The organism is Microbacterium murale (assembly GCF_030815955.1).
GTDB lineage: Bacteria > Actinomycetota > Actinomycetes > Actinomycetales > Microbacteriaceae > Microbacterium > Microbacterium murale_A.
The window spans coordinates 3,326,451-3,348,760 of record NZ_JAUSXK010000001.1; the positions used below are offsets into that span (position 1 = coordinate 3,326,451).

Genomic DNA, 22,310 nt, shown 5'->3' on the forward strand with positions numbered 1-22,310 from the left:
ATGGCCAAGCGCTCGATGCTCATCCTTTCCTTCTCTCCGATTGCGGCGGACGCACGGGTGCTCAAACAGGTGCGACGGTTCACACAGGACTTCGACGTCACCACCTGCGGTTATGGTCCGGCTCCCGACGGCGTCGTCGAGCACGTCGAGATCCCGATGGATAAGCGCTACAACGATCTGGACGGAAAGCTGATAACGCTGAAGCGTTACCGAAAGGCCTATTGGCGACTGTCCGCGGTGGAGTGGAGCCGTCAGGCGTTGCGTGGTCGTCGTTTTGACATAGCGATAGCGAACGACGTGGAGGCCGTTCCCGTCGCTGTGAAACTGCGTCCGCGGCGGGGTGTTCTTGCTGATCTCCATGAATACAGCCCCCGGCTGCATGATGACAATGAAGCCTGGGCGCGGAGGATCACCCCCTGGTTCAACTGGGTCGTCGGACGCTACGTGACACGCGCTTCCGCATGGACGACGGTCAGTCGCGGAATCGTGGACGAGTACGAGAAGAACTTCGGATTCCGGGCGGAGCTGGTCACGAATGCTGCTCCGTATCAGGATTCCCATCCGCGCCCGGTGGGAGTTCCCATCCGCCTCGTCCACAGCGGTGCATGCTTGCGCAACCGCCAGCTCCACGTCATCGCGCAGGCGGCCGCGAGATTGCCCGACGATGTAACTCTCGATTTCTACCTCACCGCGAACGACCCCGGTTATCTCGACGAGCTGAAGGAGATCGCCTCGGCGTCCTCGAATGTCGTCGTGCATGATCCGGTGCCGTACGCGCAGCTGGCGACCACATTGAACGCCTACGACGTGGGTGTGCATGTCCTCCCGCCGGTGAACTTCAACAATCAGCTCGCATTGCCCAACAAGCTGTTCGACTACGTGCAGGCCCGGCTCGGCATTCTCATCGGGCCCTCCGTCGAGATGGAGCGCTATGTGCGCGAGCTTGACATCGGAGCGGTCTCGGATGATTTCACGGAAGACAGCGTCCATCGGTCGATGGCAGCTCTCACCCCTGAAAAGGTGACCCGTTGGAAGCAGCAGAGCGATCTGCACGCGGAAGAGCTCGCTGGTGAGCGGCAGGTCGACGTGTGGGTCGGCGCGGTGGAGCGGCTGCTGGGATGACCGAAGCCACCCCGCGCAAGCGGATTCTCATAATCTCCTTCTCCACGATCGCTTCTGATGCGCGTGTGCTCAAGCAGATCACGCGACTGGGGCAGGACTACGAGATCGATACGCTCGGGTACGGCCCCGCACCGCGCGGCGTTGCGAAACACTTCGCGATAGAAGATCGGCACGCGATCTGGCGCTACCCTCGTCTGGCGGTCATGGTTCGCGCGTTCCGCTGGGCCTACTGGCACAATCCCGCGATCATGGCAGCACAAGAACTGGTGCGCGGTGGTGCCTGGGATCTGATCCTCGCCAATGATGTCGATGCCGTCGGGCTGGCTCTGTCGATCGATTCGATGCACGGCGTGCACGCGGACCTTCACGAGTACGCCCCTCGCCAGAAGGAAGACATGCTTCGTTGGCGCTTTTTCGTGGCGCCGTTCGTCCGATGGCTCTGTCGTGGATTCGTCGCGCGGGCGGATTCCGTCAGCACTGTCGGCCAGGGCATCGCTGATGAGTACGCTGCGCGCTTCGGCATCGTGGCACAGGTCGTCACCAACGCAGCCCCGTATGCCGACCTGGAGCCGACCGCCGTTGAGGAACCGCTCCGTCTCGTTCACTCCGGGGCAGCACTCCGGGATCGCAACATCGTGGCTCTTGTGGATGCTGTCGAACAGACGTCCTCCGACGTGAGCCTCGCGCTCTATCTCACACCGAATGATCCCGGGTTCCTCGGGGAGATCCGGGCTAGAGCAGCAGCGAGCGCGCGCGTGACGTTGCATGATCCGGTCCCGTACGAAGATCTGTCGGTAACGCTGAACGGGTACGACGTCGGACTGCATCTTCTCCCGCCAACGAACTTCAACAACCGATGGGCGCTTCCGAACAAGTTCTTCGACTACGTGCAGGCGCGTTTGGGTGTTGTCATCGGTCCGTCACCGGAGATGGCGCGGACACTCGAAGCCCACGCGTTCGGCGCGGTCGCAGACGGATTCTCCACCGAGGATCTCACGCGAGTCCTGGATGGGCTGAGCATCGCCGATGTGTCGGAGTGGAAGGCAGCGGCCGACGCTGCAGCCTCGGAGCTCTCCAGCCAGGAACAGGTCGAGATCTGGGCGGCGTCGGTATCCCAGCTCATGCGAGGCCCGGGATGACCAGGCTGATCCTTTTCACCAACGACTATCCGCACGATCGGGGAGATGCGGTGTTCGTGGAGAAGGAGATCGACGCTCTCGCCGCGGCTTTCGACACGATCGTCGTGTTCTCTGCGAGCAGTTCGGATACAGGGCCTTTTCGTCAGCTGCCGGCCAATGCGACGTTCGGCGGGAACCTCTATGGACGTGCTCCCGGCGAATTCCGCTGGCTTCTGCGGCCGAGGGCGCTCGTGGCCGTAGCACGGGCGCTCTGGATGGAGCTGCGGAACGGACGAGGGCGACATCTCGGAGACTTCGCGCGCGCCGCGGTTCTGGGCCTCGGCCGAGCGTATCGGCCCGCGGTTCGCGCCGCGATCGCCGCCGACGCTGAGACCGTCGCGTACGGCTTCTGGGGCATGGGTGGAGGACTCGTGCTCCCGTGGACGGAAGACGTCCGTGCGCGGGTGGTCCGCGTTCATGGATACGACCTCTACGAGGAGCGATCTCCCTCCGGGTACCTTCCGCTGAGACCATTCCTGTTCGCGCGGGTCGACCGGATCCTTGCGATCTCGACGGACGGCGCTCGATATCTCGCCGAGCGGTATCGCCGCCTCGGTGCGGCCTCGAAGACGATCGTCAGCCGGTTGGGCGTGTACGGTCCCGCTGAGTCGGAGAGGCCGGCACCTCAGCCCGAGCGGACAATAGTCTCGTGCTCTGCGATCAGCGACGTCAAGCGAGTGGAACTGATCCTGGCTGCGGTGCAGGAGCTCGCAGCCCTTGACAGCAGTGTTCCATTGCGTTGGGTGCACTTCGGCGATGGCCCGCGTATGGCGGAGCTGACAGCGGTGGTCGAAGGCGTTTCTGGGCTCTCCGTCGAACTGCGCGGATCGGTGTCGAACGACGAAGTCCTCGACTTCTACCGTTCAGCGAGAGTCGATCTGTTCGTGAACGCGAGCATCAGCGAGGGGGTCCCGGTGAGCATCATGGAAGCGATCGCCCACAGCATCCCAGTGGTGGCGACTGCCGTCGGCGGCACTCCCGAGATCATCGGACCCGAGCTCGGAACGGGGGAGTTGGTGCCGGCGGATGCGACGCCGGCGGAGTTCGCTGAGCGGATGCGCGATGTGATCGAAGGCGTCGAACAGTTCGACCCGCGAAGGCTGTGGAGCACCGACTACGACGCCCACCGCACTGGCGAGTCGGCGGCGCAGCTGATCCGGTCACTGCTTGACGATGGACCGCCCACTGGACTTCCCTCGACGCAGCGGAGCGGTGATCGTGGACGCTGACGTCGATGTGGTGATCGCCGCACATGATCCTGAGCGAAGAGTGGATCGTGCGGTTGCTTCAGTGCTCACCTCGCAGGCAGTCGCTCGCGTCCTGATCGTGTGCCATAACACGCCGGTCGAAGGGATCGCCGAGCGGCTGGGCGCTCTGGCCGACGACGTCAGGGTGCATCTGATTGATCTGCAGGACGGGGTGCGGAGTCCGGCGGGCCCGTTCAACCATGGGTTGGACCTCGCGGAAGCCCGATTCGTCTCCATCATGGGTTCGGATGATGAGCTGACTTCTGGCGCGATCGACCGGTGGTACGCCACAGCAGTCCGACATCAGGCGGATGTCGTGATCCCGGTCGTGCGATACGCAGGCGCACACCGCGTTGCGACGCCGCCGACGCGGTTCTGGCGGACGACGTCGCTGGACGGGGTCCGCGATCGGCTCGCCTACCGGACAGCGCCGCTGGGGCTCGTCTCTCGAGAACGGTTCGCCGGCCTCCGTTTCACACCGGGAATGCTCACGGGGGAGGACCTCGCGTATTCCACGCGAATGTGGTTCTCAGACGCTGTCAAGGCGCGGGTGCGCACCGGGGCCGAATACCTCGTCCACGACGACGCCATGCGGGTGACCTTCACACGTCGTCCGCTTCGAGACGAGTTCGCGGCACTCGAGCATCTCCTCGCTCAGGAGGACATCCGCCGGATGGGACCGAAGGTGAAGGTCGCGCTTGCGGTCAAGCTGTGGCGGATCTCCGTGTTCGGTGCGGCGCACTATCGGGGCGGGTCGTGGAGTGACGATGATCGACGGGCTGTTGCCTCCGCAGCGCAACAGCTTCGCGACTACGCGCCGGCCGCACTCGACGTGCTCTCGGTGGCCGACGGGCGGCTCATCGAAGCTCTGCAGGATCGTTCCACGCCCGACGAAACGGTGGATGCCGCTTCTGCACGTCGGCGTCGCTTCGTCACCCTCGGGGCGCTCCTGACTCGCAGACCGTGGACGCTTCTCGCGAGGGAGGCACCGATCCGCTTCGCCGTGGCCACGTTGCTGGCCGGCCGGGGCTGATCGTGTCCCGCTCGTGTCTAGACTGAGTTCTCGTGAAGATCGTCAGTGTCGTGGGCGCACGCCCGCAGTTCGTCAAGCTTGCCCCCATCCATAAGGCCGCGACTGCTGCCGGCGTCGAGCACGTCATCGTGCACACCGGTCAGCATTATGATCCGATGCTCTCGGATGTCTTCTTCGATGACCTCGGCATAGCCGCGCCGGATGTGCATCTCGGGGTCGGCAGCGGTTCTCACGGCGTTCAGACCGGCGCGATGCTCGCTGCCCTGGACGGTGTCTTCGACGAGCACCGCCCTGATTGGGTTCTGGTGTACGGCGACACGAACTCGACGGTGGCCGCCGCGCTGAGCGCGGTGAAGATGCACATCCCGGTAGCCCATCTGGAGGCGGGGCTGCGGAGCTTCAACCGCAGAATGCCCGAGGAACACAATCGAGTGATGACCGACCATGCGGCCGATCTCCTGCTTGCACCGACCGACGTCGCCGTGGAACATCTCGCTCACGAGGGACTGGCTGAGCGCACCGTCCTGGTCGGGGACGTCATGACCGACGTGCTCTTCGAAGTGCGTGACCGTGTCGCGCAGACGCCGTCCGCGCTGCTGTCGGAGCTGGGGCTGTCGGCGGATGGCTACTACGTCGCTACGATTCATCGTGCGGAGAACACCGATGATCCCGCTCGACTGGCCGAGGTCGTCGACGCGCTCGCGGCGCTTGACAAACCAGTGATCCTTCTCGCGCATCCACGTGTCGTCGCGAAGGCGAGCGCCCACGGCATCCAGCTCACTCGCGGCGCGCTCATCGCCCATACGCCGCTCGCCTATCCCGAACTGATCGCGGCCGTGCTGTCCAGCGCGGGAGTCGTCACGGATTCCGGCGGACTGCAGAAAGAGGCGTTCCTGCTCCGGGTGCCATGCACGACGGTGCGGACAGAGACCGAATGGGTTGAGACGGTTTCTCTCGGATGGAACATCTTGGCCAACAGTGCTGAGGAGATTCTCGCCGGGGTGAGCCGCCCACGGCCGTCCGACACCGATGATGCCCCCTACGGAACGGGTCGCGCAGCGGAACGCGTGCTGGACGTGCTCCTGAACCGTCGGTCCTGACGGCAATCATCACGCCGGGCTACGCCATGCTCCACCCGGAGTCGTCAGCCACCAGCAGGCTTCGAGTGCGCCAGCCATCCATCGAGCAGCGCAGTGGCGCTGGCGGCCCCGGAGTGCACTTGATCCACGAACTGCACGCCACGATCGGCGGTCTTTCGTGCACCGTCCGGATCGTCCAGGACCCGCAGGAGCACCTCGGCGATCTCATCCGGTGAGGATTCGATCATGGGCAGCTCCAACGACGTCTCCTCCGTGACCCGCTCGCGTACCGTGTGCGAGACATGGCCGATCACGATACGGCCCGCGGCCATCGCCTCGCACGCCGCGACGCCGTAGCTTCCGAGGCGGAACTGGTCCAGCACGATGTCCGCTCGACGGAGTTCGTCAGGCATGCGCTCAGAGGGCACTCCAGTGAGTGGTCGGTACACGATCCGGCCGTCGGCGTGAAGTCGCCGGAGTGCCGGCTCGATGAGTGCACTTCCCTTCACGTGCGCTGAACTCGCCGTGTGGACGACAACCGGAACCGCATTGTCCGACAGCGGCGGGGACGACGACCTCCAACGGTGGGGATCGATCACCACAGGGCACCAGGCGGCGTCGGGCAGATCGTCCAGCAGGTCCAACGTGCTCACGAAAAGCGGCAGCCCAAGCGTCTCGGCGATGTGGCGGTTGAGCTCGGCGGTCGCTTCCAGAGTCCTGCTGGACGAGGAACCGGCGAACGGCGACCAGCGATGCGCTGACGCGTGTCGAGTCGGCGATCTGACATCGGTGCCGTGCGCGATGAGCGCGACGGAGAGCCCATGCTCCCGCAATGCGGCGATCTCTGCAGTGACGTCGTCGAACCGCAACCCGAACAGTGGACGCATGGACTCCATGAGGACGTGGGTGAAGCCGTCGACGACCGCGGCGTACTCTGCGTCCTGCCAGCGGTGGGAATGCCGGTACACGGGGAGGGCGACGGTCGTGTCCGCCTCGAACGCGATGGCTCCCGGCGTCGCCACGCTGAGGGAACGCGCGCCAAGATCTGGGACGTGCTCCGCCATTGCGAGCGCCCAGAGGTTTCCTTGCCCCGCATAATTCGTCGGTCCGACGATCACACGAATCGTCCCGGTGGGCGTCGACGTCGTCGAAGGACGAGACCGATCTGCGCCGAGCGAGTGATACACGATGCGCGACGCCAGACCGCGGGGATCGTTCTCCGCGGAGGCGATGAAGCCGCCCAGAAGCGGAATCCGGTTCCGATGTCGGATCATCCAGCGCAGCGCGCGTGCGATCACAGAACCCATGTAAGCGATTCTGCCGCATGCGTGCGCTCGGCCGTGCCGTCCAAGATCGGGGTTCCTGCTACCGACGGACTGCACGCTGCGCGCGGGTGTCGACGATCCGGTTCTGCCACGCGCGCAGTCCGCGTTCCGCTGGCCGCTCGACTGCGATGTGCAGAATCCAGGACGCGGCGATGCTGACGGCAAGAAGAACGACGACCCAGAGGGCACCGATGGGGTCGGGATTCTGGAACCCGACGAGCTCCAGTGCACCGTAGATGAAGGTGGCATGGATGAGATAGAACGCGTAGGACCACTCGCCAAGGGCGATCAGGGGTCGCACGCGGGATAGGCGGCTGCGACCTGCGAGATCGTTCGCCGCGAAAGCGCAGATGAGGAGGGCGAACAGAGCCGTCACTATCTCACTGATGAACACGGTGAACAGGACGTGGAGGGGCTGAGTGAGGGCGAAGCGGTCGAAGAAGCCCAGTCCGACCAGGTAGCCGCCCAGGAGAAGGATCGGAACCCACAGTGGGATACGAGGGCGCCAGCCGGCACGAAACGCCCAGGCCAGGCACATCCCGATGACGAACTCGTTCAGTCTGAGAACCGGCCAGGGAAGCCCGGCGAGCATTCCTCCGGGCTGAAGCGTGATCAGGACGCGGGCGCCGACGCTGACGAGCAGGATGCCGATCGCCGTCCACAGTGCATGGCGACCGCTGAACAGGCGAAGCACTTTCATGATGAACGGGTGGAGCGCGTAGAAGAACAGCTCCGCAGTCAAGGTCCAGGCGGCCGGGTTCCCGGCGAAGAGCACGGCGGGATCTCGAGACCAGCCTTGGAGAAGCAACAGGCTGAGGATCAGGACACCCACGTCGAACGGCTTGACCCAGGTGTCGGCCGGATCAGGCGCGAGGCTGTAGAAGACGGGGATCGCGAGTGCGAGCGTGACCAGATGGAGCGGGAATATGCGCGCGATCCGACGCCAATAGAATGTGCCGATTCCCACGGACGGACGCCACGACCACGTGAGCACGAACCCGGACAGTACGAAGAAGAACGTGACGCCCAGATACCCGTACTGTGCGAGTTCTCCGAACCAACCGGGCACGGGGATGAAATTACGGACGTGATAGAAGAATACGGCGAATGCCGCCCACCACCGCAGGCCGGTGAGGGAGTCGAGGCGCGTGGCCTTGGTCGTGGGGAGTGAACTCATCATCGAAGACCCAGTGTAAGTGCCCCGGTCCGCAGCGGCCGCCTTCGTGAGACGGCTCGTGTGAGCCGCCGTAAACTAGAACCCATGCGTATTGCTGTTGTCGCCCTGGGAAAGATCGGGCTTCCTCTTGCTGTCCAGTTCGCTTCTTCCGGTCATGATGTGATCGGTGTCGATGTCAATCAGAAGGCTGTTGACACGATCAATTCGGGCGTTGAGCCTTTCCCGGGTGAGGCGGAGCTGCAAGAACGTCTCGCCGAGCTGATTCCTGCGGGTCGCTTGCGTGCGACCTCTGATTATGCCGAGGCAATTCCGGGGGCTGATGCGGTGGTGTTGGTTGCGCCGGTGTTTGTGGATGATGAGACGTGGGAGCCGGATTTCAGGTACATGGATGCGGCGACGAGGTCGCTTGCGGAGCATCTGACGCCGGGGACGCTCGTGTCGTATGAGACGACTTTGCCGGTGGGGACTACCCGTAATCGGTGGAAACCGATGCTGGAGGAGGGCTCCGGTCTCGTGGAGGGTAAGGACTTCCATTTGGCGTATTCGCCGGAGCGGGTGCTGACTGGTCGTGTGTTCGCGGATCTGCGGAAGTATCCCAAGTTGATCGGTGCGCTCTCTGATGAGGGCAACCGGTTGGCGCGGGAGTTCTATGAGGCGGTGCTGCAGTTCGATGAGCGTCCGGATCTTCCGCGTCCGAATGGGGTGTGGGATCTGGGCACGACGGAGGCGTCGGAGATGGCGAAGCTTGCCGAGACGACGTACCGGGATGTGAACATCGGTTTGGCGAATCAGTTCGGGTTGTTCGCGGCCGCGAACGGGATCGATGTGTACAAGGTGATCGAGGCGTGCAACTCGCAGCCATACAGTCACATCCACCGTCCGGGTATCGCGGTGGGTGGGCATTGCATCCCGGTGTATCCACGGTTGTATCTGTCCACGGACCCTGATGCGGATATCGTGCGGGTCGCACGGCAGCTGAACGCGTCGATGCCGGAGCGCCTGGTCGCACAGGCCGAGGGCATCCTCGGGGACCTTACGGGGCTGAAGGCGGTTGTGTTGGGGGCGGCGTATCGGGGTGGTGTGAAGGAGACCGCGTTCTCGGGTGTCTTCCCGACCGTGCAGGCACTCACGCAGCGGGGCGCGGATGTTGTCGTGCACGACCCGATCTATACCGACGACGAGCTGCGCGCGCTCGGCTTCGAACCCTATGCGCTCGGTGGTGATGTCGACGTGGCTGTCCTGCAGACCGACCACGCCGAATACCGGGACCTCGGACCCGACCGCCTCCCCGGCGTGAGGCTCCTCGTCGACGGCCGCAACGCCACCGATCCCGCCCGCTGGGTCGGCACACCCCGCATCGTCGTCGGAACCGCCGCCTGACTCGATCAACAACAATGAAGCCCTGCCGCGCATAGCGCGGCAGGGCTTCATTCGTGCAAAAGGCCTCAGCTGCGGAGGTACGCAGCGAGGGCTTCACCACCGTCGCGTGGGGCGAATCCGGTCGCGCTGATCTTCGTCAGATCCAGCACGCTGTTCAGCGGACGGGGGGAGACGGGCGTGGTCGCGTTCGCGAAGTACTCTGCCGTCGTCACATCGCTGACGCGTGCGGGATCATTGCCGGTGAGACGGTAGACCTCGCGGGCGATGTCTGCCCACGAGAGTTCCGCACCGGCACTGGTGACGTTGTAGGTGCCGTACGCCGCACCGACAACGAGCAGATGCGCGATGGCATCCGCGATGTCGGTCGTGAACGTCAGCCGGCCGATCTGGTCGCTCACCACGCTCGGATCGATGCCGCGCTCGGCGAGCGAAGCCATCGTGCGGACGAAGTTCTTGCCTTCACCGATCACCCAGGAGGTGCGCACGATGTAGTGCCGCGGCGCGGTCTGGGCGGCGAGGTCGCCTGCGGCTTTGGACTGGCCGTACACGCCGAGCGGTGCGAAGGCGGCATCCTCGGCGTACGCACCGTCGCCGGTGCCATCGAAGACGTAGTCACTCGAGACATGCACGAGCGTGATGCCGTTGTCATTCGCGATCCGAGCGAGGGCGGCCACCGCTGTGGCATTCGCCTGCCACGCGGATGCACGCCCCTCTGGGGTTTCGGCGGTGTCGACCGCCGTGTAGGCGGCGGCGTTGATGATCGTGCCGTAATCGCGCCAGCGGCGTGCATCTGCGATGCCTGGCGCTGTGACGTCCAGCTCGGCACGAGTGACGTACTCGATGTGGTCGGCATCGCCGAGACGAGCGCGCAGTGCGAGCCCGAGCTGTCCGGCGGCGCCGAGTACCAACGTCTTTCGCGGTGCGATCGGCGTGACGTCGGCGAGTCGTGGATGCGCCTTGTCCTTCTCCGAGATCTCGACCTCGCTGAGCGGAATGGGCCACTCGATGGCGGCGCTCTCATCGGCGAGATTCAGGAAGGCGTACTCCGCCGCGGGGGACCAGTGGTCGTTCACGAGGTAGGCGTACGCCGTGTCCGGCGCGAGCGTCTGATACGAGTTTCCCACGCCGCGGGGAACGAAGATCGCCCGCGACGGGTCGATCTCGATGGTGAAGACCGCGCCGAAGCTGGGCCCCTCGCGCAGGTCCACCCAGGCGCCGAAGATGCGTCCCGTCGCGACAGAGACCCACTTGTCCCACGGCTCTGCGTGGATGCCGCGAGTGGTGCCGACCGCGTCATTGAAGGAGATGTTGTTCTGCACGGGGCCGAAGTCCTCGAGGCCCAGTGCGGTCATCTTCTCGCGCTGCCAGTTCTCCTTGAACCATCCGCGTGAGTCGCCGTGCACCGGCAGCTCGAACACGAGGAGTCCGGGGATAGGCGTTTCGATGGGCTGCAGCTGTTTGCCGAAGATGTCGCTCATTGCCCTTTTCCTGCATAGAAGGCCTCGGTGGCGTCCTTGCTGGGCGCCCACCAGCCCTCGTTCGCCCTGTACCAGTCGATCGTGGCCGAGAGGCCGGACTCGAAGTCGCCGTACGAAGGGCTCCAACCGAGCTCGGTGCGCAACTTCGTCGAGTCGATCGCGTAACGCAGGTCGTGTCCGGCGCGGTCGGTGACGTGCTCGTACGCGTCTGCGGGCTGTCCCATCAGCGTGAGGATCAGCTCGACGACGTCCTTGTTGTTCTTCTCTCCGTCGGCGCCGATCAGGTACGTCTCGCCGTTGACGCCCTTGTCGAGGATGGTGAGCACGGCGGAGGAGTGGTCGTCGGCATGGATCCAGTCGCGCACGTTCTCGCCAGCACCGTAGAGCTTGGGCCGGATGCCGCGGATCACGTTGGTGATCTGGCGGGGGATGAACTTCTCCACGTGCTGGTACGGACCGTAATTGTTCGAGCAGTTCGAGATCGTGGCCCGCAGGCCGAACGAGCGCACCCACGCACGCACGAGCAGGTCGCTGCCGGCCTTGGTCGAGGAGTACGGCGACGACGGGTTGTACGGGGTGGATTCGGTGAACCGGTCGGGATCATCGAGCTCCAGATCGCCGTACACCTCGTCGGTGGAGATGTGGTGGAGACGGGTGTCATGGCGACGCGCGGCCTCGAGCAGGGTGTACGTCCCGATGATGTTCGTGTCCAGGAACGGGCGCGGGTCATGCAGCGAGTTGTCGTTGTGCGACTCGGCCGCGTAGTGCACCACAGCATCCGCGTTCGCGAACAACTCGTCCACGAGCGGCGCATCGGTGATGTCGCCGTGCACGAAGGCGACCCGGTCCTCAGGCAGCCCCGCCAGAGATTCCCGGTTGCCGGCATACGTCAGCGCGTCGAGAACGGTCACATGATCATCGGTGTTCTCGACCACGTGGTGGACGAAGTTCGACCCGATGAACCCGGCTCCTCCGGTCACGAGCAGACGGCTCATGCGTGTCCTCTCTTGAGCATGTCGAGCAGGTAACTTCCGTAGCCGGACTTCACGAGCTTCTCCGCGCGTGCGCGCAGCTCGTCGTCGGTGAGATATCCCTGACGCCAGGCGATCTCCTCCGGCACGCCGATCTTCAACGCCGTGCGACGCTCCATCGTGCGGACGTAATCCGCCGCATCCGTCATCTGATCGAACGTGCCGGTGTCCAGCCACGCGGTCCCGCGCGGCAGCACCTCCACCTGCAGCTTGTCGCGCTCGAGATACGCGCGGTTGATGTCGGTGATCTCGTACTCTCCGCGTGCGCTCGGTGCGAGGTTGCGGGCGATCTCGACCACGTCATTGTCATAGAAGTAGAGTCCGGGCACCGCATAGTTGCTCTTCGGCGACGCTGGCTTCTCCTCCAGCGAGATCGCCTTGCCCTCGCCGTCGAACTCGACCACGCCATACGCCTCAGGCTCCGCGACCCAGTACGCGAAAACGGCACCGCCGTCGATGTCCGAGAACCGTTGCAACTTGCTTCCCAGGCCAGGCCCGTACAGCAGATTGTCGCCCAGGACGAGGGCCACGCTGTCGTCGCCGATGAAGTCCGCGCCGATCGTGAACGCTTGCGCGAGCCCATCCGGAGACGGCTGCTGCGCGAACGTCAGGCTGATCCCGAACTGCGACCCGTCACCGAGCAGACGCTCGAAGTGCTCCGCGTCGTGCGGTGTCGTGATCACCAGAATGTCCCGGATGCCGGCGAGCATCAACGTCGACAACGGGTAATAGACCATCGGCTTGTCGTACACCGGGATCAGCTGCTTCGAAACACCGAGAGTAATCGGATGCAGCCGAGTGCCCGAGCCGCCCGCGAGAATAATGCCCTTCACGAGTCCATCGTGCCACACGACTCGCAGCGTACGCGCGGGGTTCACCGAGGCGCACCGACTATTCTGAGTGTCTGATCACAGCCTGAAGGGTGCGCACCGCGTGGAGTTTCTTGATTTGATCTGGCCTGCGCTCGTCCTTCTTGGCATCTACGCCGCGCTCGGCTGGTCCCCTCGCCCTGCTTGTGGGCATGCGCGGTCTCTGGGCCGCCGCTACTGCGCCGGTGTTCGCCACCACCGTCATCGGGGTCGGCTCCACGATCGCCGGTTGGATCGGCGTGGGCTGGTCGATTCTGCCGGCCCTCGCCACAGCGCTCGTGATCGCCGCAGGCATCGTGATCGTCAGACGGGTGACCCGCACGCACAGCACCGTGCGGTTCCCGGCGCGCTGGCGGTGGTGGACGGTCGGAGTGTTCGCAGTCACCGCGCTCGCGATCGCCCTGCTGGTGGTGCGAGTGCTTCAGAGCCCTGATGCGATCTCGCAGTCATTCGACAACATCTTCCATCTCAACGCCATCCGCTACATCGTCGACACCGGTATCGCCTCGCCGCTCGAGATCGGTCAGATGACGAGCCCGAGCGGGGGACTGCCTTTCTACCCCTCGGCATGGCACGCGACTGTCGCACTCGTCGTGCAGGTGTCCGGGTCCGGCATTCCGCTGGCGATCAACGCCATGTCTCTCACCACCGCCGCGGTGACCTGGCCTCTGGGCATCCTCGTGCTGAGCAGGGTGCTGCTCGGCTCCTCCCCGTCGGTCATGGTCGGAACCGGCATCGTTGCGGCAGCCGTCCCCGCATTCCCGCTGCTGCCGATGGACTTCGGCGTCCTGTACCCGTACCAGCTCGCTCTCGCGCTGCTGCCCGTGGCCCTCGCCGCGACGGCAGGCCTGCTCGGCATCGGACGATCGGCCGGGCGACTCGCTCCCGGTTGGTGGGCGCTCGTGGTGGTCGGCTCGTTGCCAGGACTCGCTCTGGCCCACCCCGGCGGCTTCGTCGGCTGGCTCGCATTGACGGTGCCCATGGTCATCGTGTTCGGCGTGCGACTCTGGAGGACCTCCGCGCGGGCTTCGCATCGCGTGTGGATCGCGGTCGGCGCGGTCGGCTACGGCATCGTCGGTGTCCTGCTGCTGCGCGCACTGCGTCCTCCGCTCGCTACTCGGCAGTGGCCGACCGAGACCGGACTCGGTGACGCAGCGTGGCGGGTGCTGTCGGTGACGCTGTTCTATCCAGCGGGGGCCTGGCTGGTCGGCATCGCCGTCCTGGTCGGACTGTACTGGGTCGTGCGCGAGCGCGAAGCCGAGCTGATCGTCGCCGCGTCGTTCTGGCTGGTCGGCGCGGTGCTGTTCATCACGGCGATCGCATTGCCTTGGGGGACGCTCCGCGACGCACTCACGGGCAGCTGGTACAACAACTGGCCCAGGCTGGCAGCACTTCTCGCGCTGGCCCTGGTTCCGCTCGCAGCACTCGGAATCGCACGGACGGCGGACGCCGCGGCTCGTCTGCTCCGCCGCCGTGGGGTAAGCGGAGCGGTGCGGCTCAGCGCCGCGATCGTCTCGGCCATGGTCGTCTTCCTCGCTTTCCACATGCAGGCCACTCCTCGGGCGCAGGGCTGGGCCAGCGACGTCTACGGCTACCAGACGGGCACCTATCTGCTCACTGCGGATGAGTTCGCATTGCTCGAGCGGTTGGACGAGGAAGTCCCGGCAGACGCCGTGATCGCCGGAAGCGCTTTCACCGGCGCGGGTCTGGCCTATGCGATCGCCGATCGCCACGTGCTCATGCCGCACGCGCTCATGGATATCTCCGACGACCTCGAGCTCGTGAACGAGCATCTCTCGGATGCGTTGACCATGCCGGAGGTCTGCGAGGCGATCGACGCGCTCGACGTCGACTACGTGCTCGATTTCGGCACGCAGGAGGTGCATGGCGACGATCTGAATCCCCTCCCGGGTATTGAGAACCTGCAGGACTCACCCGCCGTGCGCCTGATCGACAGCGAGGGCGATGCCAGACTGTATCTGGTGACCGCATGTGGGCGCGGGTGAGCGGAATGGGAAGTGAGCGCATGACAGCTGCGGCCGATCGCGTGCTCGTCGTCGTACCGGCCTGGAACGAGGCGCGAAGCGTCGGCGTGACGGTCCGTGAGATCCGCGCGGCGTCCGCCGGCTATGACGTCGTCGTCGTCGATGACGGATCGACGGATGAGACGGCGGATGTCGCGGCTCACGCCGGTGCGACCGTGCTGCGCCTGCCCTTCAATCTGGGGGTGGGTGGTGCGATGCGCACGGGTTTCACATATGCCGCTCGGCAGGGATACCGGCGCGCCATCCAGGTCGATGCCGACGGGCAGCACGATCCCGCCGACATCGCGAAGGTGCTGGCGGGACTCGAACATGCCGACATCTCCATCGGCGCGCGATTCGCTGAGGTGGGTGACTATGAGGTGCGCGGACCTCGCCGCTGGGCCATGGTGGTGCTCGCGAAGGTCGTATCGAAGATCGCCAAGACGCGGCTCACCGATGTCACCAGCGGCTTCCGCGCCGCGAATCGACGAGCGATCGATCAGTACGTGAGCTACTACCCGGCCGAGTACCTCGGCGACACGCTGGATTCTCTGGTGGCCGCTGTCCATTCAGGGCTCACGGTCGCCCAGGTGCCTGTCGCGATGCGCCCGCGCTCGCACGGTACACCGAGTCAGCATCCGATCGGCGCAGCCGTCTACCTCCTGCGGTCGGCGTTCGCCCTGCTCCTCGCAGTGATGCGCAATCCTCGCCGGCGGATACAGCCTGAGGAGAGGGTCGCATGATCGCCATCGCCGGGATCGTTCTCGCTGTCGCCATCATCGGCTTCGTGCTCTGGATGCTGCTCACCAGGCGACTGCGTGAGAAGTACGCGGCGCTCTGGCTCGTCATCGCCCTGTTGGTGCTCGTCGTCGGCATCTTCCCCGGTCTCTGGCAAGCGCTCACCATGGCGCTCGGTGTGCAGTTGCCGTCGAACCTCTTGTTCGCTGCGGCGATACTGCTGCTGATGGGGGTCACTCTCCACCTGTCCTGGGAGCTCAGCAGCGCTGAGGACGAGATCCGTCGCCTTGCCGAAGAATCCGCTCTGCACCGTTCCGAGCTCGAGCGGCTCGATGAGCGACTGGCACATCTGGAGAGGCGTGAGGCTGCCGGTGAGCGCCCTGAGGATGATCCGTCTCAGGACTGATCAGCCAGGCGCGCTGCTGCGCGGCGACCACCGCTGAGCGCCCCGGCCAGCCAGCTTGCACGGTACTCGAGCGCGAACCGTGGCGGTATCGATCCGTCGGTCCTGGCCGCTCGCAGAAGGCTGTTCAACCTCGAGAAGCGACGACTCCTGCCGAACAGTGCGTCAAGGTCCGGATCAGGAGTTCCGAGTCTCGCCTGCAGCGTGTCGAGCATGACCTGCCGCCAGCCGACGTAGGTCCAGAACGTCATGCGCGCAAGAGCCTTGGGTGACCGGGAGCCTTCGAAGCGCTCGGCCTGTCCGAGCACATTGCGCACCGAAGCGGCGATACCCGCGGACTCGAGTCTGCTCGGGTCTCCGAAGACGTTGGCGTCGTGCTGCACATAGTCCTGCACGACATCATCCACGATCCTCGTGCCGCGCAGCGCTCCTGCGACGACGCCGAGCCAGTGGTCATGCGTCGCGACCCGAGTCGAGAGGCGGGGGAACGGCAATGCGATGCTCAAGATCTCGCGATCGAACACGCACAGCGATCCGGTGATCTGGTTCGACAGCAGCGTGTGCATCGGTCCGCGGTCCTGGCGATCGGTGACGCCGGTCACCTCGCCGGAAGGATGCTGCACGAGTCGTGCCTGCCCTGAGACGAGTGAGACCTCGTCGAGGTGAGGGAGCAGACGTGCGAGCTTGTCATCATTCCAACGGTCATCCTGATCCGCGAGCGCGATCCAGACGGCATCCGCGGGCACGGCTGCAAGTCCGTGCTCGAAGTTCAGATAGAAGCCGCGGCGTGATCCGTCGCCGATCACGCGGAAACGGTCGTCGTCTCCGACGAACTCGGCGACCAACGCCTCGACGGGAGCACGCTCGCCATCGACCGAGATGATGCACTCCCAGTCCCGTACGGTCTGCTGCGCCAGTGAGCGCAACTGGATCCCGAACAGTTCGGCGTCGGGGGAGTACGCGGCCATCACGATGGCGCCGTGTGAGCGTGCGGGCGTCATCGGGCGCCTTCCTGATCTGAGGTTCGCATCAGCGAATGAGGCTAGTCTAGGTGCGCGATGAAACCGAATCTCGAGCCCGTCTGGGCGGTCCTCTCCACCTTCCGCCCTGGAGCATCCGCCCAGCATGCAGTGGCATCGGTCGTCGGACAGGTCGACGGCGTCATCGTGGTCGATGACGGCTCCGGACCGGATGCCGACGAGGTACTGGCACAGCTCGCCGAACTCGGCGCGAATGTCGTTCGAGAGGCCGACAACGTCGGCATCGCCGCGGCACTGAACCGCGGCATCCGCGCCGCCAGAGAGCACGGAGCCGCACAGATCATCACGTTCGATCAGGACTCCGTCGTCCCGGACGGATTCGTCGATACGCTGCGTGCGGCGGTCAGAGCGGCGGAGGCGGACGGCGTACGCGTCGGCGTCGTCGTGCCGGAACACTTCGCCGCGGTGCGTCAGGCGCGCGGAGAAGCCGCAGCGATCTACAGCCCGGCCGCCAACGTGATCCAGTCCGGAATGCTGGTCCCGGTTGCCGTGATCGACGCTGTCGGTGAGTTGCGCGCCGACTTCTTCATCGACCTGGTCGACACCGAATTCGAACTGCGGCTGCGCCGGGCCGGCTACGCCGTACTCGCAGCCAGCGGCATTCGACTGGGGCACGCGCTCGGCACGCAGTACCTGCGCGAGCTCTTCGGGCGCCCGGTGCGCCTCCCCGGCATCCCCCCGGAGATCACTCTGAGCACGCCCTTCCGATACTTCTACCGTGTGCGCAACCGAATCGTCCTCAACCGCGAGTATCTGCGTTCGGCGCCGAAGCAGATCACCCGCGACACGCTCCTCGACGTCATCCACTTCGTGAACGCCCTGTGGGTGGCGCGCCCACGCCGTGCGCTCTGGCGGGTGTACCGGGCGGCTATCTCGGCAGCTCTTCGGGGTCGGATGGGGCGGATGCCCGCTGGCCTTGCGCCGACGGCCGCGTCAATCCACTGGAACGCCCCGGTGTTTGAGATGGAGCAGGAATGAGCTCCGCCGGTATCCGCAGCGTGGCGGGTCGTCTGAGTGGCTTCACCATTTCGGTGATCATCGTGACGCTGCTCGGTATCGTCGCGATCCCGCTGCTGATCCTCACCCTTGGTCGCGACACCTGGGGCACGCTGGCGCTCATCCAGACCATCGCCCAGTTCGGCGGCATCCTCGTCGCCTTCGGCTGGGGAGCCGTGGGAGCTGCCACCGTCGCCGGTATCCAGGAAGATCGCCGCTCTGCCTTCTACCGCCGGTCTTTGCAGGCGCGTGCCGCGCTCTATGCGAGCGTCTTCCCGCCCCTTGCGCTGCTACTGATCGCTCTCACCCGCGGCGAAATCCTCATCTCAATCCTTGGCGCTGCGGTCTATCTGTTGCCGTATCTGGGTGCGAACTGGTACTTCACGGGCGAGGGGCGCCCGAAGCGGCTTCTGCTATTCGACACGGTGCCCACGGTCATCGGCGGTGTGCTCGGGCTGGTCGGTGTCTGGCTCACTCGCGAACTCTGGGTTTACCTGGTCCTCCAGGGCCTCGGCTACCTGGCGGCGGTGAGCATCTCCGCGCTCGTCGTGCGAAGCTCGCCGCAGGATGATGACTTCGAAGACCGCACGCCGCTGAAGACCCTGCTGGCGACCCAGCGGCATGCCGTCTCCGCAACGCTGGTGAGCAGTCTCTACGTCACACTGCCGATGATCGCCGTGCAGACGTTCCTGCCGGCGCTCCAGCCGATGTATGCCATGGCCAACCAACTGTTCAAATACGCATCGATCGCGCTGCTGCCCATCCAGCAGTTCTTCCAGAGCTGGGTGCCTGTAGACGACGGCGGCCGGCCCCGGCGGATGCGCATCGCGACGCTGTCGGCCATCGGCATCGGCATCATCGGGGGCGCCTGTATCGCGTTCCTGAGTCCTTGGGTGTCGACGCTGCTCTCCGTCGGAAAGAACCCGGTGCCGCTTTCTGTATCGCTGCCGCTCGGCGTCGCCTTCGTCGGTATCGCCATCGCTGCCGTGGTCGGCTACGCGTGCCTGGTGAGCCTGGGCCGCGTGCGCGCTCTCGCCGTGTCGACCATGATCGGCGCCGTCGTCGGAGCCCCGCTGATTATCCTGTTCGCGGTGCTCGGCTCAGTGCCTGCGGTGGCCTGGGCCGTCGCGATCTCCGAGCTGTGCGTCGCCGTCTATCTGCTGTCGGTACTGCGAACGGCGCTGCGAGCGGACCACACAGAGGTGAAGGCATGAACGACGTGCGGGTCAGCGTATGCATGGCGACCTACAACGGCGCGGCTTACCTCGCCGCCCAGCTCGACTCGATCCTCGCCGAGCTCGAACCGCAGGATGAGGTGATCATCGTCGATGATGCATCGTCCGATGGCACCGTCGCGCTGCTCGAGGCCGTCGCTGATCCTCGTGTCTCGATTCATGCGCGCGCGGACAACCGCGGCTACGTGCGCACGTTCGAGCAGGCTCTCTCACTCGCCACCGGAGACGTCCTGATGCTGTCGGATCAGGACGACGTCTGGATCGCCGGCAGGCGGGAGCGGCTGATCGAGGCGACTGCCGATCACGCCGTTGCGGCATCCAATCTCGTGCTGCTGGGTGACGACGCGCCATTGCGCTCCCCACTGACAGGTCGCGACTGGCTGCTGCGCGAAGCCGACGGCTCGAAGCGATGGCGCAACCAGTGGCGGATCCTGATCGGAGATGCGCCGTACTTCGGCTGCACGATGGCGATCCGGCGAGAGTTCCTTGCCAGCGCGATGCCATTCCCCGGATACCTCACCGAGTCGCACGACCTGTGGATCGCGACGCTGGCGAACACGGCAGGCGAGCTCGCGCATCTTGAACAGCCGACCCTCCGCCGCCGGCTGCACGACGACAACGCCTCCACCGAGAGACCTCGCGGTATCCGTCAGGCGCTCTGCTCGCGCATGCTGCTGCTGCGACTGTGGCGTGAGGCACGTCGGCGCGTGCGGCGCCCCTGACGCTGGACCGAATCAGTTCTGTGCTACGAGCACGACTGGGGTGCGTCGAGCGAGCCGCATCACAGGGCGCTCGACGAAGAACCAACTCGCCATCGCGAACAGCGTCGTCACGACGGCCGTGATCAGGATGTACACGACGATCCCGAACTGCGCGCCGCCGAAGATCAGCACGAGCTGCTGCATCGGCCACGCGTAGATGTAGAAGCCGTAGGAGATGTCGTTGCGAGCGACCCACGCCGGCTGGCGCACGACCGTCGACAGATACAGCAGCGCATAGCAGAGGAACGGCGCCGCGAGTGGCCCGCCGGCGATGGGGACGAACACCATCAGCACGGCCGCCACGGGCAGCGAGACGATGCCGAGCAGCGGCACATACCCCCACCGCTGCACGATGAGATAGATCAGCGATCCGCCGAGGAAGTACGGCAGCAACCGCGCCAGCAACTCGAAATCGCCGTCGAGGCCTCCCGTGGTTCCGGTGGCGGTGAGGATGCGCACGACGACGGACGCGGCCCAGATCGCCGCCGTCAGCAGCACCGAGCGGCGGAAGATCGCCAGGGCGCCGAGCACCCATACGATCAGGTAGCAGACGAACTCGAAGTACAGCGTCCACAGCGAGCCGTTCCACGTGTTCGGATACGGCACGGTGCTGAGCGATGCACCGACGCCGTAGTGATCCACGTGCAGGAAGAGGTTGCCCCAGATGTACTCGAGGGGTGTGGGGGCAGTGCTCGCATAACCCGCGAGCGAGCCCTGGGTGGCGAGCAGTGCGATCGGGGCGAAGACCAGAGCTGTGAGCAGCAGGCAGATCACGAAGGCCGGCATGATGCGCGCGATGCGGTGCACGAGGAATGTTCCCGCATCGGTGCGCAGGCGCGAGCGCGTGATCAGGAAGCCGCTGATCACGAAGAACCCGATGACCGCCCAACCACCGAGGTTCTCGCCGTTGAAGCCGGGCGACCAGTCGTAGCCGGCGGTATGGAACGCGTGCGCGACAAGCACGAGCGCCGCGAAGAACAACCGGAAGAGGTTGAGGCTGTTCGTGCGGTACGGGAATTCTCGTGACTCGTGCAGCGAGGATGTCACTTGAGCAGGTTCCGCTTGGCCATCTCGTCGAGCGAACGCTGGTACGAGTCCTGCTCGACGGGTTCGGTCAGCACCCATTGCGCGAAGGCGGCGACGCCGTCGCGGAAGGACACTGCGGGCGTGAAACCGAGCAATCGCGTCATCCGAGTGGTGTCGGCGATGTTGTGACGGATGTCGCCGAGTCGATAATTGCCGGAGATCCGCGTCGGCACCTCGCGTCCGAGCCCGGCGAACAGCGCGTCGACGACCTCGTTGACGGTGGTACCGACACCGGAGCCGACGTTGAACACCTCGCCGACGGCATCCGGGTGGGTGGCAGCGAGATAAGTGGCCTCCACGACGTCGTCGATGTAGACGAAATCACGACTCTCTTCGCCATCCTCGAAGATGTTGATCTCCTTACCCTGCCGGATCAGGGTCGAGAAGATCGAGAGGATGCCGGTGTACGGGTTCTTCAGAGATTGTCCCGGCCCGTACACGTTCTGGTAGCGCACCGAAGTCGACTCGATCCCGATCGTCGGAGCGACGGTCATGATCAGCGACTCCTGCATCTGCTTGGTGATGCCGTATACGGACGACGGATGCAACAGTGCCGACTCGTCGGTCGGAATCAGCGTCAGCGTCCCTTCGCCCGGCTCGTGAACATCGAAATCACCCGAGGCCATGTCGGCGTCCGCCCGGTGGCCCGGGTACACCACTTTGCCGTCTTCGGTGCGGTAGGCGCCTTCACCGTATATCGATCGGGACGATGCGATCACGATTCGGCGGACCGAATGCTCCTCGTTGGCGAGGAGGTCGAGCAGCTTGGAGGTGCCCCCGACATTCGTCGTCGTGTAGCGGTCGATCTCGTACATCGACTGGCCCGTGCCGGTCTCGGCGGCGAGATGGATGACGATCGTGGCATCCTTCAGCGCGCCTCGCAGGTCGTCGGTCGAGGTGACGCTGCCTTCTATCACGGTCGCGACTTCGCTGACGTCGCGGAGCAGGGGAGAGGTGGTGGCGGGATCGTCACCGTGCACCTGCGGCGCCAGCGTGTCCAGGACCGTCACGCGGTGCCCGTCGCGCGCGAAGCGTCGCGCCAGATGCGAGCCGATGAAGCCCGCGCCGCCGGTGATGAGTACCTGTTCGGTCATGGGGGAGAGCCTCT

At 65.2% G+C, this 22,310-nt stretch carries 20 protein-coding genes; 12 read left to right on the plus strand and 8 right to left on the minus strand.

Going from position 1 to position 22,310, the window contains the following annotated elements; translation table 11 throughout:
• Genes QFZ46_RS16055 through wecB form a run of 5 tightly spaced genes read left to right on the plus strand, consistent with a single transcriptional unit; the run spans position 1 to position 5,680 of the window.
• Positions 1–1,122, plus strand: coding sequence for a glycosyltransferase (locus QFZ46_RS16055; RefSeq protein WP_307363205.1), 1,122 nt, complete (start codon positions 1–3; stop codon positions 1,120–1,122).
• Entirely contained in the window at positions 1,119–2,261 is a 1,143-nt protein-coding gene (locus QFZ46_RS16060) for a glycosyltransferase family 1 protein (protein WP_307363206.1), read from the plus strand. Before QFZ46_RS16055 ends, QFZ46_RS16060 begins: the two co-directional genes overlap by 4 nt.
• Positions 2,258–3,529, plus strand: a complete 1,272-nt coding sequence (locus QFZ46_RS16065; protein WP_307363207.1) for a glycosyltransferase — start codon at positions 2,258–2,260, stop codon at positions 3,527–3,529. Before QFZ46_RS16060 ends, QFZ46_RS16065 begins: the two co-directional genes overlap by 4 nt.
• A complete protein-coding gene (locus tag QFZ46_RS16070) occupies positions 3,474–4,580 on the plus strand; it encodes a glycosyltransferase family A protein (RefSeq protein WP_307363208.1) in 1,107 nt (368 codons plus the stop codon). Before QFZ46_RS16065 ends, QFZ46_RS16070 begins: the two co-directional genes overlap by 56 nt.
• A gap of 32 nt (positions 4,581–4,612) precedes the next feature.
• The gene (wecB, locus tag QFZ46_RS16075) at positions 4,613–5,680 is read left to right on the plus strand and encodes a non-hydrolyzing UDP-N-acetylglucosamine 2-epimerase (RefSeq protein WP_307363209.1); all 1,068 of its coding nucleotides are present in this window, start codon (positions 4,613–4,615) and stop codon (positions 5,678–5,680) included.
• Between the two features lie 44 nt (positions 5,681–5,724).
• Here the strand turns inward: wecB and QFZ46_RS16080 are convergent, their stop codons facing one another.
• Positions 5,725–6,966, minus strand: coding sequence for a glycosyltransferase family protein (locus QFZ46_RS16080; protein WP_307363210.1), 1,242 nt, complete (start codon positions 6,964–6,966; stop codon positions 5,725–5,727).
• A gap of 58 nt (positions 6,967–7,024) precedes the next feature.
• Positions 7,025–8,164 (minus strand): acyltransferase family protein, encoded by a 1,140-nt coding sequence (locus tag QFZ46_RS16085; RefSeq protein ID WP_307363211.1) that lies wholly within the window; start codon positions 8,162–8,164, stop codon positions 7,025–7,027.
• 81 nt (positions 8,165–8,245) lie between these two features.
• On the opposite strand from QFZ46_RS16085, the gene QFZ46_RS16090 reads away from it, so the two are divergent.
• Positions 8,246–9,541, plus strand: coding sequence for a nucleotide sugar dehydrogenase (locus QFZ46_RS16090; RefSeq protein WP_307364641.1), 1,296 nt, complete (start codon positions 8,246–8,248; stop codon positions 9,539–9,541).
• A gap of 65 nt (positions 9,542–9,606) precedes the next feature.
• Here QFZ46_RS16090 and QFZ46_RS16095 read toward each other — a convergent pair whose 3' ends face one another.
• The 3 genes from QFZ46_RS16095 to rfbA are packed head-to-tail and all read right to left on the minus strand — an operon-like array spanning position 9,607 to position 12,883.
• Positions 9,607–11,019, minus strand: a complete 1,413-nt coding sequence (locus tag QFZ46_RS16095; protein ID WP_307363212.1) for a bifunctional dTDP-4-dehydrorhamnose 3,5-epimerase family protein/NAD(P)-dependent oxidoreductase — start codon at positions 11,017–11,019, stop codon at positions 9,607–9,609.
• Entirely contained in the window at positions 11,016–12,014 is a 999-nt protein-coding gene (gene rfbB, locus QFZ46_RS16100) for a dTDP-glucose 4,6-dehydratase (RefSeq protein WP_307363213.1), read from the minus strand. Before rfbB ends, QFZ46_RS16095 begins: the two co-directional genes overlap by 4 nt.
• Entirely contained in the window at positions 12,011–12,883 is an 873-nt protein-coding gene (gene rfbA / locus QFZ46_RS16105; protein ID WP_307363214.1) for a glucose-1-phosphate thymidylyltransferase RfbA, read from the minus strand. Before rfbA ends, rfbB begins: the two co-directional genes overlap by 4 nt.
• A gap of 182 nt (positions 12,884–13,065) precedes the next feature.
• On the opposite strand from rfbA, the gene QFZ46_RS16110 reads away from it, so the two are divergent.
• From QFZ46_RS16110 to QFZ46_RS16120, 3 genes are read left to right on the plus strand one after another with little or no spacing between them, the layout of a single operon-like run.
• The gene (locus QFZ46_RS16110; protein WP_307364643.1) at positions 13,066–14,925 is read left to right on the plus strand and encodes a DUF6541 family protein; all 1,860 of its coding nucleotides are present in this window, start codon (positions 13,066–13,068) and stop codon (positions 14,923–14,925) included.
• A gap of 20 nt (positions 14,926–14,945) precedes the next feature.
• The gene (locus QFZ46_RS16115; RefSeq protein ID WP_307363215.1) at positions 14,946–15,686 is read left to right on the plus strand and encodes a glycosyltransferase family 2 protein; all 741 of its coding nucleotides are present in this window, start codon (positions 14,946–14,948) and stop codon (positions 15,684–15,686) included.
• Positions 15,683–16,087, plus strand: coding sequence for a DUF2304 domain-containing protein (locus QFZ46_RS16120; RefSeq protein WP_307363216.1), 405 nt, complete (start codon positions 15,683–15,685; stop codon positions 16,085–16,087). The genes QFZ46_RS16115 and QFZ46_RS16120 overlap by 4 nt, the downstream gene beginning before the upstream one ends.
• Here the strand turns inward: QFZ46_RS16120 and QFZ46_RS16125 are convergent.
• Complete coding sequence (locus tag QFZ46_RS16125; RefSeq protein ID WP_307363217.1) at positions 16,078–17,085, minus strand: glycosyltransferase; 1,008 nt, start codon at positions 17,083–17,085, stop codon at positions 16,078–16,080. The genes QFZ46_RS16120 and QFZ46_RS16125 overlap by 10 nt on opposite strands.
• Before the next feature lie 57 nt (positions 17,086–17,142).
• On the opposite strand from QFZ46_RS16125, the gene QFZ46_RS16130 reads away from it, so the two are divergent.
• The 3 genes from QFZ46_RS16130 to QFZ46_RS16140 are packed head-to-tail and all read left to right on the plus strand — an operon-like array spanning position 17,143 to position 20,077.
• Positions 17,143–18,102 carry a glycosyltransferase gene (locus QFZ46_RS16130; protein ID WP_307363218.1) on the plus strand — a complete coding sequence of 320 codons (960 nt, stop codon included), beginning with the start codon at positions 17,143–17,145 and terminating at the stop codon, positions 18,100–18,102.
• Positions 18,099–19,334, plus strand: coding sequence for a lipopolysaccharide biosynthesis protein (locus QFZ46_RS16135; protein WP_307363219.1), 1,236 nt, complete (start codon positions 18,099–18,101; stop codon positions 19,332–19,334). Before QFZ46_RS16130 ends, QFZ46_RS16135 begins: the two co-directional genes overlap by 4 nt.
• Complete coding sequence (locus tag QFZ46_RS16140) at positions 19,331–20,077, plus strand: glycosyltransferase (protein WP_307363220.1); 747 nt, start codon at positions 19,331–19,333, stop codon at positions 20,075–20,077. The genes QFZ46_RS16135 and QFZ46_RS16140 overlap by 4 nt, the downstream gene beginning before the upstream one ends.
• 12 nt (positions 20,078–20,089) lie before the next feature.
• Here the strand turns inward: QFZ46_RS16140 and QFZ46_RS16145 are convergent, their stop codons facing one another.
• Together QFZ46_RS16145 and QFZ46_RS16150 are read right to left on the minus strand one after the other, a co-directional pair.
• Entirely contained in the window at positions 20,090–21,163 is a 1,074-nt protein-coding gene (locus QFZ46_RS16145) for an acyltransferase family protein (RefSeq protein ID WP_307363221.1), read from the minus strand.
• Entirely contained in the window at positions 21,160–22,296 is a 1,137-nt protein-coding gene (locus tag QFZ46_RS16150) for an NAD-dependent epimerase/dehydratase family protein (RefSeq protein WP_307363222.1), read from the minus strand. The genes QFZ46_RS16145 and QFZ46_RS16150 overlap by 4 nt, the downstream gene beginning before the upstream one ends.
• Positions 22,297–22,310: the final 14 nt, after the last annotated feature.